At 73.1% G+C, this 12,218-nt stretch carries 12 protein-coding genes and 1 pseudogene; 4 read left to right on the top strand and 9 right to left on the bottom strand.

The window, feature by feature from the left end:
• Window positions 1–494: 494 nt before the first annotated feature.
• Window positions 495–1,325: an alpha/beta fold hydrolase gene (locus ACWGJM_RS28325; protein WP_453414547.1), complete on the bottom strand. Its 831-nt coding sequence runs from the start codon at window positions 1,323–1,325 to the stop codon at window positions 495–497.
• Window positions 1,326–1,455: 130 nt separating this feature from the next.
• Complete coding sequence (locus ACWGJM_RS28320; protein ID WP_453414546.1) at window positions 1,456–2,109, bottom strand: NADPH-dependent F420 reductase; 654 nt, start codon at window positions 2,107–2,109, stop codon at window positions 1,456–1,458.
• A 312-nt stretch (window positions 2,110–2,421) separates the two neighbouring features.
• Here ACWGJM_RS28320 and ACWGJM_RS28315 point away from each other — a divergent pair, with 312 nt between their 5' ends.
• Window positions 2,422–3,183, top strand: coding sequence for a GntR family transcriptional regulator (locus ACWGJM_RS28315; protein WP_453414545.1), 762 nt, complete (start codon window positions 2,422–2,424; stop codon window positions 3,181–3,183).
• Between the two features lie 126 nt (window positions 3,184–3,309).
• Here the strand turns inward: ACWGJM_RS28315 and ACWGJM_RS28310 are convergent, their stop codons facing one another.
• The 3 genes from ACWGJM_RS28310 to ACWGJM_RS28300 all read right to left on the bottom strand — a co-directional run bounded on the left by ACWGJM_RS28310 (window position 3,310) and on the right by ACWGJM_RS28300 (window position 6,408).
• Window positions 3,310–4,467 (bottom strand): ROK family transcriptional regulator, encoded by a 1,158-nt coding sequence (locus ACWGJM_RS28310; RefSeq protein ID WP_453414544.1) that lies wholly within the window; start codon window positions 4,465–4,467, stop codon window positions 3,310–3,312.
• A gap of 100 nt (window positions 4,468–4,567) precedes the next feature.
• Window positions 4,568–5,236, bottom strand: coding sequence for a response regulator (locus ACWGJM_RS28305; RefSeq protein WP_453414543.1), 669 nt, complete (start codon window positions 5,234–5,236; stop codon window positions 4,568–4,570).
• Window positions 5,237–5,250: 14 nt separating this feature from the next.
• Entirely contained in the window at window positions 5,251–6,408 is a 1,158-nt protein-coding gene (locus ACWGJM_RS28300; RefSeq protein ID WP_453414542.1) for a histidine kinase, read from the bottom strand.
• A gap of 108 nt (window positions 6,409–6,516) precedes the next feature.
• On the opposite strand from ACWGJM_RS28300, the gene ACWGJM_RS28295 reads away from it, so the two are divergent.
• The 3 genes from ACWGJM_RS28295 to ACWGJM_RS28285 are packed head-to-tail and all read left to right on the top strand — an operon-like array spanning window position 6,517 to window position 8,631.
• A complete protein-coding gene (locus ACWGJM_RS28295; RefSeq protein WP_453414541.1) occupies window positions 6,517–7,437 on the top strand; it encodes an ATP-binding cassette domain-containing protein in 921 nt (306 codons plus the stop codon).
• A gap of 2 nt (window positions 7,438–7,439) precedes the next feature.
• A complete protein-coding gene (locus tag ACWGJM_RS28290) occupies window positions 7,440–8,162 on the top strand; it encodes an ABC transporter permease (RefSeq protein ID WP_453414540.1) in 723 nt (240 codons plus the stop codon).
• Window positions 8,163–8,202: 40 nt separating this feature from the next.
• Window positions 8,203–8,631: a hypothetical protein gene (locus tag ACWGJM_RS28285; RefSeq protein ID WP_453414539.1), complete on the top strand. Its 429-nt coding sequence runs from the start codon at window positions 8,203–8,205 to the stop codon at window positions 8,629–8,631.
• Between the two features lie 4 nt (window positions 8,632–8,635).
• On the opposite strand, the gene mug is transcribed toward ACWGJM_RS28285, so the two are convergent.
• From mug to ACWGJM_RS28265, 4 genes and pseudogenes are all read right to left on the bottom strand, one after another.
• Window positions 8,636–9,133: a G/U mismatch-specific DNA glycosylase gene (gene mug / locus ACWGJM_RS28280; RefSeq protein ID WP_453414538.1), complete on the bottom strand. Its 498-nt coding sequence runs from the start codon at window positions 9,131–9,133 to the stop codon at window positions 8,636–8,638.
• 44 nt (window positions 9,134–9,177) lie between these two features.
• Window positions 9,178–10,620, bottom strand: a complete 1,443-nt coding sequence (gene purB, locus ACWGJM_RS28275) for an adenylosuccinate lyase (protein ID WP_453414537.1) — start codon at window positions 10,618–10,620, stop codon at window positions 9,178–9,180.
• Between the two features lie 59 nt (window positions 10,621–10,679).
• A pseudogene (locus tag ACWGJM_RS28270) lies at window positions 10,680–11,044 on the bottom strand (DUF4326 domain-containing protein).
• A 10-nt stretch (window positions 11,045–11,054) separates the two neighbouring features.
• A complete protein-coding gene (locus ACWGJM_RS28265) occupies window positions 11,055–11,849 on the bottom strand; it encodes an SGNH/GDSL hydrolase family protein (protein ID WP_453414536.1) in 795 nt (264 codons plus the stop codon).
• Window positions 11,850–12,218 lie beyond the last annotated feature (369 nt).

Here is a 12,218-nt window from a genome sequence, read left to right as displayed (position 1 = left end):
CGTCGCTCGTCGCCGTGGGCGCGTTCACCGTCCAGGGATGGGGGCGTGCCGACGGCGCCGGGATCGCGTTCTCCGCGTGCGCCCTGGCCGGTGAGGTTGGCTTCGCCGTCCTCGCCGTGCCCGTCCTGCGGCCGCTCGGGCCACGGCTGTTGTCCGCCACGGTCTGCGGTGTGGCAGCCGTCGAGGCGGCCGTGGCAGGAGTCGTCCTGGACGGCGGCGGCTGGCTGCGGCGCCCCGACGGCACGGAGGCCGCCGCGCTGCTGTGGCAGGCGGCGGTCGTCACGGTCGTCGGCTTCGTGTGCTGGTACATGGGCATGCAGCGGCTCGGCGCGGAGCGGGCCACGCTGTTCTCCGGGCTCATCCCGGTGGCCGCCGCCTGCACCGCGCCGCTCGTCGGAACGGGCTCCTACGGGGCCGCCCAGGCCGCGGGCAGCGCCCTCGTGGGTGCCGGCGTCGCTCTGGGCTCCGGCGCGTCGGCAGGGTTCCGCCGCCGGTCAGCGACTGCCGTCCAGGATGACGCGCGCGACCAGCGCCGGGTCGTCGTTCATCGGGACGTGACCGCAGCGGGGCAGCCGCACCAGCCGCGCCTTGGGGATGATGCCCTTGGCCCGGACGCCCTGGCGGGGCACCAGCAGGCGGTCGCTGGAGCCCCAGGCCACGGTGACGGGAAGGCCGGGGATGTCGTCGGTGAACTGGACCCCGGTACCGGACCGGAGGGTGTCGTCGAACCCGGTCGCGTTCGCCAGCGCCAGCGTCTCGGCGACCACGGCGTCGGGTGAGCGGCGGGTGGGGCGGGCGTAGATCGTGCTCGTCAGCGCGACTCGGCCGACCGCCGTGCGGGCCGCCCGCTCGACCAACGGCAACGGGAGCCGCCGGGAGATCCGGCGCATCGCCATCAGGATGCCGAAGGCATAGCGCCGCTCGGTCGCGGACCAGAACCCCGCGGGCGACAGGGCCGTGACGGACCGCACGAGCTTCTCGCGGCCGAGTTCCAGGGCTATCAGGCCACCGAGCGAGTTGCCCGCGACATGCGGACGCTCCAGTTCCAGTGCCTCGCAGAACGCGCGGAACACGGCGGTCGTCGTGGGCAGGTCGTACGCCAGGCCCTCCGGCAGGCCGGGGGACGCGCCGAAGCCGGGCAGGTCCACGGCGAACACCTCGCGCTCGGTCGCGAGAACGTCCACCACCGGGTCCCAGGCCTGCCGGTGGTGGCCGATGCCGTGCAGCAGGAGCAGCGGTTCGCCGCTGCCCACGCGCGCGTAGGAGACGGTCACGGTTCGCGGGCCGTGCGGTGAGGGGACCGGGAAGGAGACGGTGGCGGACATGGTGCTGCTCCTCGTCTGGACTCGCTGGAAGCCGTGGGTAGACAGCCTGTCAGCAATTGCTACCGACGGGTAGCCCCCGGGGTCCCCCATCTCTTCCCCGTTCGTCTCTTCCCTGTACGGAATCCAGCGGTCAACGGGCCCTGCGCAGCTCCACGTTGAAGTCCGGGTGCCCGAGCGTCCGGTACAGGTTCAGCCACAGCGGCAGGTACATCTCCAGGGCCCGCGCCGACCGGATGCCGCCCAGGTCCAGCACCCGCTCCGCCGGCCAGCCGAACTCCCCGAGGAGGGACGTCACCTGCTCCTTGGCGCCGGTGTCCTCCCCGCAGATGAACAACTGGTGCTCGCCCGGCACCCGGCCCGGATCGACCATCACCTGACAGTTGACCGTGTTCAGCGTCTTCACCACGCGCGCGTGCGGAAAGGCCCGCTGGATCTGCTCGCCCACGCTGTCCGACTCGACGGGGTCCAGCCGCGGCTGCCCCTCCTCGAAGGCCAGGGGATTCGACACGTCCACGATCAACTTGCCGTCGAGGTTGCCCGCGCCCGCGGCCTCCAGTGCCTCCAGCGCCACCCGCCCGCCCACCGCGTTCAGCACCACCTCGGCGGCCCCGGCCGCCTCCGCGAACGTACCCGCGCGTGCCCGGACGCCCGCGCCCTCGGCCCACTCCAGGCCGGCCGGGTTGTCCTTGCCACGCGATCCCAGAGTCACCTCGTGCCCCAGCGCCACCAGCTTGCCGGCCAGGGTGCGGCCCACCTCGCCCGTACCGAGCACCGCGTACCGCATCGGCCCACCTCCCGCGTCCGTTCCGCCGACCGTCGGCGGCCCGCCGATCATTCTGGTCCGCAGATGTGACGGACGGACCGATTCCGCGCGGACGGCAAGCAGCGCTCCCCGGCCGAGCGATCGGCCGAGCCATCAGCCGCCTCCGATAACGCCGTGTGAACGCTTCGCGGCGGACACCTCCGCGTTCCCCATGCGAACCAGGATTGGTCTTGACCAAGGGTGAGGGCCGCCTTATGGTCGCAGATAAGTGCAACAACCTTTAATAAACAAGGGCGCTAAAACGCCGAGGCCACGGCGATTGCGGAGGACAGGGTGGGGACCACGCAGCTGGAATCGGTGCCGGAACCGAAGTACTGGCACCTCAAGACCGTGCTCAGCGAGGCACTGGACTCCGAGTTCGCGGTGGGCGAGATCCTGCCGAACGAGCGCGACCTCGCCGCCCGGTTCGGCGTCGCCCGCGCCACGCTCCGCCAGGCCCTCGAACAGCTCGAACTGGAAGGACGGCTCCAGCGTCGGCGCGGCGTCGGTACGACCGTGGCACCGCCGCGTGTGGGCGTAGCCGTGGGCACCGAGCAGCAGGCCTGGCCGGGCGCCCCCGGTGACGCCTGGCAGCCCGTCGACTGCGCGGAGGCCGAGGCGCCCGCCGCCGTCGCCTCCGCGCTGGAGACCGGCCCCGACGAGGCCGTGCACATCGTGCGCCGCTCCCGCGTGTCGCACGGCCAGCCGGTCGCCGCCGAACTGCTCTACGTCCCGGCGTCCTCGGTCCCCGACCTGTCCGGGATCGACGCGCCCTCCGGACCCGCACGCGCGCGTGCCGTACTGCGCGAACTGCAGCACCTGGAGCTGGAGGGCCAGGACCGCGCCGTGGAACTCGGCTCGGCCCGTGCGGACGACGCCAGGGAACTCGACCGGCTGCCCGGTGCCCCGGTCCTCGTCGTCACCACCCACTTCATCGCCCAGGGCCGCACCGCGGCGCTCTCCGTCGCCACCTACCGCGCGGACACCTGCCGGCTGACCTTCGCCGACTCGGGCGGGGTGGAGATACACCACGGACCCGAGCGCCAGGCCTCCTAGGGCCTGGCCCTAGACCGATCGCCCGGGCGAGCACCGAGCCCGCTGTCGAGGCCGCACATTCGCACAGTCGCACCCCTCGCGCCCCGGAACCCCCCGGGGCGCGACGCGTACCGCCGCGACACCCCGTCAGCGCCGGGCCGTGACCGTGCCCTCCACCGCGAACAACTGCTCCTCGACATGATCGAGAGCGAGCCGCAGGGCACCCGTCGCCACGGCCGCCTCCCCGAGAAGGGACAGCGTCACCCTTGGCGGCCGCAGGCAGTAGCGCGCGAGCTCACGCCGCAGTGGTTCCAGTACGCCGTCCAGCCCGGCCGCCCAGCCGCCGATCACCACCAGCTCGGGATCGAGCGCGAGGACCAGCGCCGCGACATCGTGCACGAGCCGCTGGATGAACCGGTCGACGGCGGCCCGGGCCCGGTGGTCGCCCTCGCGCGCCAGCGCGAACACCTCGGCGACCGCCTGCTCGTCCAGCGGATGCAGCGGCTCGTGCGTGGTGGACAGCAGCGTCTCCGGCGTCGCCTCCCGGCCCAGCAGATGCAGCGCGCCGATCTCCCCGGCGGCTCCGCCGTACCCCCGGTGCAGCCGTCCCCCGATCAGTGAACCGGCGCCCGGGCTCAGTCCGGCCAGCACGAACACGACGTCGTCCGACTCGGTCGCGGCGCCCTTCCAGTGCTCGGCGACGGCGGCGGCGTTGGCGTCGTTCTCCAACAGGACCGGGCACTTGAAGGAGCGGCTGAGCCGTTCGCCCAGGCGCAGGCCCGTCCACTGGGGCAGCGCGGTGCCCAGCCGTATCCTGCCGTCGGCCTCCACGATCCCCGGAGTGCCGACCCCCACGGCACGCAGCGAGCCGCGCGCGACCCCGGCCCGCCGCAGCAGCTCGGCCACCGTGGCACGCAGCCGCTCCAGACGCTCGTCCACGTCGGCTGTCTCCGAGACGTCCTTGGCCTGGGAGCCCAGGATCCGCCCGTCGAGGTCGGCGAGGAGCGCGGCGACGCGGTGCGCCCCGATCTCCAGGCCCAGCAGGTGCCCCGCCTCGGCCCGGAACCGGAACCGCCGCGCGGGCCGCCCCTGCCGCCGGGCGGCGCCCTCCTCGGCCGCCTTCTCCACGACGAGACCGGCCTCGATGAGCCCCTCGACAACGCCCTCGACGGTGGGCCGGGACAGCCCCGTCACCCGGGTGATCTCCGTGAGCGTCGCGCAGTCCGTGGCACGCAACGCGTGCAGCACCACCGCGGAATTGATCCTTCGCAGCAGCGAGGGATCCCCGCCGGTCAGCCGCCCCACCGTCCGTCCTCCCAGCTCGTGCGCCGTGTGGGGCGGATGGTACTCGGCAGGCGCGACCCCGGCGAGAGCCGGGCGCCCGCGTTCCGGGCAGGCCTTCGGATCATCCCGGAGCGACGAATCCCGACTCGTAGGCGGCGATCACAGCCTGGGTGCGGTCCCGCGCCCCGAGCTTCGCCAGTACGGCGCTGACGTGCGACTTGACCGTCTCCGTCCCCACCACCAGCCGGCCGGCGATCTCCGCGTTCGACAGCCCCCGCGCCATCAGCCGCAGCACCTCGGCCTCCCGCTCGGTCAGCCGGGCCCGCTCCATCACGGCCCGGGCGGCACGATCGCCGCCGTCGCCGTGGCCGCCGTACCGCGCGGCGAGCTGCCGTACGGAGGCGGGGAACAGCAGCGACTCGCCCTCGGCGACGAGCCGCACCGCGTGCACGATCTCGGCGGGCCGGGCGCGCTTCAGCAGGAAGCCGTCGGCGCCCGCCCGCAGCGCCTCGTACACGTACTCGTCGTTCTCGAAGGTGGTCACCACGAGGATCTTCGGCGGGCTGTCGACGGTGCGCAGCACCGCGCGCGTGGCCTCGATGCCGTCCAGCAGCGGCATCCGTACGTCCATCGCGACCACATCCGGGCGCAACTGCCGGACCAGCGGGATCACCGCCGCGCCGTCGGCCGCCTCGCCGACGACCTCGATGTCGGGCTGAGCCTCCAGCACGGCTCGCAGACCCGCGCGGACCAGGGGTTCGTCGTCGACGAGGAGAACGGTGACCGGCATCCGGCCAGCGTAGATCAGCGCAGCGGCAGCTCTACATGCACCTGCCAGTCGCCTTCGTCCGGGGCGGTGTGCGCGCGACCGCCGAGCAGGGCCGCGCGCTCGCGTATCCCGCGCAGACCACTGCCCACGCCGGTGCCCGGGATGCCGGCGGTGAGTGGATTGCGGACCTCCAGACCGAGGTTGCCGCCGGTGACGTCGACACGGACGCGGACCGGGACGGCTCCCGCGTGCCGGAGCACATTGGTCAGTGCCTCCTGGAGGATGCGGTAGCCCTCGCGGGAGACCGGGCCGGGGACCGTCTCCAGGAGGCCGGTGAAATCCGCGTCGACCTTCGCTCCCGAGGCGCGGGCGGACTCCAGCAGACGATCCGCGTCCGTCAGAGCCGGGCGGCTGCTCACGGGGCGCCGCGACTCCCGCAGGATGCCCAGCACCCGCTCCAGGTCCTCCAGTGCCGCCCGACCGGTCTCCTCTATGGCATCCAGGGCGCGGTCGGTGAACTCCGGGTCGCGGGCCGCGCGCGCCGCGCCCGCCTGCACCACGGCGACGGTCAGCGCGTGGCCGATCGAGTCGTGCAGCTCGCGCGCGATGCGCGTGCGCTCCAGGAGGAGCTCGGTGCGCTCTTCCAGCGCGGCGATGCGTTCGGCGGGGGAGGGGCCGAGAAGCCGGCGCGCAAGGGCGGTGACCAGCTCGCCGAGGCCGACGACGACGGCGTACAGGGCGATCACGGGCAGTGGGACGAGCAAGGCGTAGGCCCAGTGGGGCTCCGAGACCGGCAGCAGCGGATCGTCCGTGGGCACGCGCCCGAGCGCCGCGCCGGTCAGGTCCACGGCGAGGACCGGCAGCCAGACGGTGGCGAAGCCGGCGGCGACCGACAGTGCCATCCGCGCCTCCAGCCACAGCACCGTGCGGAGCCGGTCGCGCCAGGTAGCCGACGGGGCCGTGGTGATACCCGAGTCCTGCTCACCCGGCGTCAGCAGCAGGTGGGCCTGCACGCCCTCGCCCCTGCGCACGCCCGGGATCAGCAGCCCCACCGGAACCAGTGCCAGCGCGGGCACCCACGGCGTGGCCGAGTCGATGAACAGCCACACGCTGACGATCAGCATCGGCACCCACAGGTGCAGCAGGCGTGTGTACGTCGTCCCCCGGAGCAACGGGCGCAGAAAGCGGGCCATTTGGTCATCGTGCCAGCCGCCACCGACAGCGGACCTCCCCCGCGCGGGGGAGACGATCTCCACCAGCGGGGGAGGACCGAACTCCTGGCCGGCGGCCAGGCTGTTGCCATGACCAGCATCGACATCCAAGACCTCACCAAGGAGTACGGCACCCGGCGAGCCGTGGACCACCTGACCTTCCATGTCCTCCCCGGCCGCGTCACCGGCTTCCTCGGCCCCAACGGCGCCGGAAAGTCCACCACCATGCGGCTCGTGCTCGGCCTCGACCGCCCGACCTCCGGCTCCGCCACGATCGGCGGCCGGCCCTACGCCACCCTCCGCGAACCCCTGCGCCAGGTGGGCGCCCTCCTCGACGCGCAGGCCGCGCACGGCTCCCGAACCGGCCGCGACCACCTGCGAGCCCTGGCGGCGAGCAACCGCATCTCCCCGCGCCGGGTCGACGAGGTGCTGGAGGAGACGGGGCTCGGGACGGCGGGCCGGCGCCGGGTGCGGACGTACTCCCTGGGCATGCGCCAGCGCCTCGGCATCGCGGCCGCGCTGCTCGGCGACCCCGAGGTGGTACTGCTCGACGAGCCGTCCAACGGCCTCGACCCCGAAGGCATCGTCTGGATCCGCGAGCTGCTGCGCCGCCTGGCGGCCGAAGGGCGCACGGTCCTGGTCTCCAGCCATCTCATGAACGAGACCGCCTCCTTCGCGGACCATCTCGTCGTCCTCGGACGGGGCCGCCTGCTGGCCGACACCCCGGTACGGGACTTCATCCACGCGCGCGTGCGGCCCCGCGTACGACTGCGCACGACCGACGGCACGGCCCTCGGCGGCCTGCTGGACCGGCACGGGTACGACGCCTCCCACGGCGACGACGGTGCGTGGACCGTGCGGTACGCGCGCGTGGAGGACATCGGTCGTCTGGTGTCCGAGGCGGGCCTGCCCGTCCTGGAACTCACGCAGGAAGAGGCCACCTTGGAGCAGGCCTACCTCGATCTGACATCCACCGAAGCCGAGTTCGCCGCAGCCCGCCGGGAGGCCTGACCATGTCCTTCGCACCCGCCTTGCACGCCGAGTGGCTCAAGATCCGTACGCTGCGCTCCCTGATCGGCAGCCTGTGCGCGGTCGTGCTCGCCACCGCCGCCTTCTCCGCGTTCTCGGCGGCCGACGCGGACGACACCGACCCGCTGTTCTCGGTCTACTTCGGGGTGAGCTTCGGGCAGATCGCGGCGATAGCGTTCGGCACGACGGCCGTGGCCGCCGAGTTCCGGGGCGGCGCGCTGCGCCTGACGCTGGCCTCGGTGCCCGACCGGCGGCGCTGGTTCGCGGCGAAGGCCGCGGCGATCGCGCTGCCCGCCCTCGTGGTCGGTCTGGTCACCGGGGCGGTGACTTTCGCGGTGGGCAAGGCCGCGCTCGGAGCGGGCACGGCGGCCGGGCCGACCTGGAGCGAGGGAGTGCGCGGCGCGGTCGGCTGCGGCGTCTACCTCACCCTGATGGCACTGTTCGCGGCCGGAGTCGCGGCCGTGCTGCGCAGCGGCGTGGCGACGCTGAGCACCCTGATTCCGTTCCTCCTGATCGTGTCCTTCGTGGTCGGCGACGATGTCTCCGGCAATGTCGCCGACTTCCTGCCCGACCGGGCGGGGCAGGTGGTCCTGCACAGCGACTGGGACGGCAGCCTCGGACCGTGGACGGGGCTCGCGGTGACGGCGCTGTGGACGGTGGGGGCGTTGCTGGCGGGGGCGTGGAGCGTGGGGCGCCGGGACGCCTGACTCCGCACCAATTGTCAGTGGGGCCGGGTTTACTGGACCCATGAACATCGCACGGCACACCGCCCTCATCGACGAGTTGTGCTTCCGCCCGTTCGCGGCGGAGCACGACACGTCGGGCGTAGGAGAGGGGGGACCCGGCTATCACGCGGTGGTGTTAGAGAGCAGCCACGGCGACTGCGGGACGCGGGCGGCGATGGTGGAGCAGTACGAGAAGTACCGCGACGCTCTCTACGAGCAGTTCGCGTCCCGCTGGGGAGAGACCGCTCCCTGGAACACACAGACCACTTTGCTGCGGACCGGGCAGGAGGAGATACCCGAGCCCTGGGCCTCGGTGAGTGCTCGCGCCCGAGTGGCCTACCTCTGGGAAGCGGAGGGGACGGGCCGTTGGGTCGCGGTCTTCGTCGCCGACCGGGACGAGACCGACGACGTCCAGCTGCTCGCCGTGGTCACGGAGATCGACCCGCCGTGACCCGTCAGCCCTCCGCTGCCACGCGCAACCGCGCGAACTCCTCCGCCATCGTCGCCGCCGTCCAATGGGCGTTCAGACCGCTCGGGTTGGGCAGCACCCACACACGTGTGTCCCCGATCGTCCGCTCCTGCGGCCCCACCCGGGCCGTGCGGTCGCCGAACGCCGCCCGGTAGGCGGTCACCCCCACCACGGCCAGCCACCTCGGCCGCAGCCGCGTCACCTTCGCCGACAGCAGCCGGCCGCCCTGGGCGTACTCCCGCGCGGTCAGCTCGTCGGCCCGCGCCGTCGCCCGCGCCACGACGTTCGTGATCCCGAGCCCGTACGACAGCAACTCCCGCTGCTCCGACGGCTTCAGCAGCCTGGGTGTGAACCCGGACAGATGCAGCACCGGCCAGAAGCGGTTGCCGGGCCGGGCGAAGTGGTGGCCCGTCGCGGCCGTCATCAGCCCCGGATTGATGCCGCAGAACAGGACGTGCAGGCCGTCCGCGACCACGTCCGGCACCAGACGGTCACGGGCGGCCTCCAGTTCCGCCGGGGTGAAACGGGTCAGAGGATCGCCCCCGGGGCGTAACCCGCGGCCTCCGGGTGCCGCTTGACGATCTTCTCGATCCGGCCGACGACGACGCCGACCTGGTCGGCCGCCGCGCCGGTGAAGGACAGCTTGTCGGCCATGAGCTGCTCCAGCCGCGCCCGGTCGAGCGGGAGGCGCTCGTCGGCGGCGAGCTTGTCCAGCAGGTCGTTGCGCTCGGCGCCCTGCTCGCGCATCGCCAGCGCTGTGGCGACCGCGTTCTCCTTGATGGCCTCGTGGGCGACCTCGCGGCCGACCCCGGCCCGCACCGCGGCCATCAGCACCTTGGTAGTGGCGAGGAACGGCAGGTAGCGGTCCAGCTCACGGGCGATCACCGCCGGGAAGGCACCGAACTCGTCGAGGACGGTGAGGAAGGTCTCCAGTAGGCCGTCCAGGGCGAAGAAGGCGTCCGGCAGCGCGACCCGGCGCACCACCGAGCAGGAGACGTCGCCCTCGTTCCACTGGTCGCCCGCCAGCTCGCCGGTCATCGAGGCGTAGCCGCGGAGGATGACCATCAGGCCGTTGACGCGCTCGCAGGAGCGGGTGTTCATCTTGTGCGGCATGGCGGAGGAACCGACCTGGCCGGGCTTGAAGCCCTCGGTCACCAGCTCGTGGCCAGCCATCAGCCGGATGGTCTTGGCCAGCGAGGAAGGCGCGGCGGCCAGCTGTACCAGCGCGGTCACGACCTCGTAGTCCAGCGAGCGCGGGTAGACCTGGCCGACCGAGGTGAACGCCTGCGAGAAGCCGAGGTGACCGGCGATCCGCCGCTCCAGATCGGCGAGCTTGCCCGCGTCACCGCCCAGCAGGTCCAGCATGTCCTGCGCGGTGCCCACCGGGCCCTTGATGCCGCGCAGCGGATAGCGGGCCAGCAGCTCCTCGACCCGGCCGTACGCCACGAGCAGCTCGTCGGCGGCGGTCGCGAAACGCTTGCCGAGGGTGGTGGCCTGCGCGGCCACGTTGTGGGAGCGGCCGGCCATGACCAGCTCGCCGTACTCGGCGGCCAGCTTCGCCAGCCGGGCCAGGACGGCCACCGTGCGGTCGCGCACCAGCTCCAGCGAGAGCCGGATCTGGAGCTGCTCGACGTTCTCCGTCAGGTCGCGGGAGGTCATGCCCTTGTGCACGTGCTCGTGCCCGGCGAGGTCGTTGAACTCCTCGATCCGCGCCTTCACGTCGTGCCGCGTGACCTTCTCACGCTCGGCGATCGAGACGAGGTCGACGGTGTCGAGGACACGCTCGTAGTCGGCGAGCGCCGCGTCGGGAACCTCGATCCCGAGGTCCTTCTGGGCCCGCAGCACGGCGAGCCAGAGCTGCCGCTCCAGCTTCACCTTCTGCTCGGGCGACCAGAGCGTGGCGAGCTCGGCGGAGGCGTAGCGTCCGGCGAGGACGTTCGGGATGCGGGGCTTGGCGGGCGCAGAAGTCACGTGTACGGATTCTACTGGCGATTCGTGCAGGCCAGCGCCACGGCCCCGTTCGGCGGAAGCTACGAGACCCGGGTCACGTCGGCGGCCTCGCCGGTCTCGGCCAGCTCCGCCAGCACATCCGCGTGGCACGGCTCGGGCGCGCACCAGCAGGCCAGCGTCCGCCCGCGCAGCCCGGCCACCTGGTCGAGCAGCTCGGGCCGCTCCAGCACATACGCCCGGTACATCGCCATCACCTCGGCCCGGGTGCCGTCCCGTTTCTTCTTCGGGGTGTCGTAGGCGAACGGGTTGTACAGCGGGTGCCGGGGCAGGTCCCAGCCGCCCATGGTCCAGCGGCGCCCGACGTAGACGACGTCCGCGGGGCGTGTTCCAGCCGGGGGCCGAACTCGTGGATCCGGCCCCTGACGCTGATCACCCGGGTGGCCATGGAACGGACGTTACGCCGCCGGGCCCTCGTACGGCAGCAGCTCGGGGCGCTTCGCGGGGCGGCCGTCGCCGGAGGAGCGGCCGGTCAGGCGCCGCCCTATCCAGGGCAGCAGGTACTGCCGGGCGAACCGCACGTCCGTGACCCGCCGGGTGACCCAGCCAGGCGGCACGGTCGCCGCCAGCGGGGTCCGCCACTCCGGGTCCTCGGCTTCGTGGCCGAGCGTCTGCCAGACCGCCTCGGCGACCCGGCGGTGCCCCTCCGCCGTCAGGTGCAGCCGGTCCACGTCCCACATCCGGGGGTCGGCCAGCGAGGGCGCCGCGTAGAGGTCGACCACCAGGGCGCCGTGCCGTGCGGCGAGCTCGTCGACACAGGCGAACAGCTCCTCCATGCGCGGCCGGAACCGCTCGAGGACCGGGCCCTGCCGGCCGGGGCTGCGCATCAGCACGAGTTGCTTGCACGAGGGCGCCAGCCGCTCGACGGCCTTCGTGAGCAGATCCCGTACCCGCCCCATGTCGCACTTGGGTCGCAGCGTGTCGTTGAGACCGCCGACCAGAGTGATCACGTCGGCCCCCATCGCGGCCGCCACGGGTACCTGCTCGTCGACAATCTGCCCGATCAACTTGCCGCGCACCGCGAGGTTGGCGTACCGGAACCCGGGGGTGCGGGCGGCCATCCGTGCGGCGAGGAGGTCGGCCCAGCCCCGGTAGGAACCGTCGGGCAGCAGGTCCGACATGCCTTCGGTGAAGGAGTCGCCGACGGCGACGAGGCTGGTGTGTACGGGATGGGGTATGGAATTCGTCTGCATGGCGACAGCGATGGTATCCCGGTCCCATACCCGCCGGTCGGTCGCCCTCGACCGACCGGCCCTCGGTCACCGCGCGGGCCGGTTGCCCTTGACCGACCGGCCCGCGGTCACCGCCGGTCCGTGGTCACCGTCGGGGTGTCGGCTTCGGCCGATTGCCGGCCCGGGTCCGTGCCGGGACCGCTGCCGGCCCGGCCGACGGCTCGTGCCGGGGGTTGCTCCCATCCGGCCGACACCCCGGGCGACTTGCCGTCGGTGGGCCGCCCCCCCCGGCCCCTGCCCGGGGGTGCCGGGCCCCGCCCGTGTCAGCCGGGCCCCGCCGGGCCTTGCCCGTGTCAGCCGGTCCCCGCCGGGCCCTGCCCGTGTCAGCCG

It is taken from the genome of Streptomyces sp. NPDC054834, from assembly GCF_053611185.1.
This window is presented reverse-complemented; position numbering and strand designations above follow the sequence as displayed.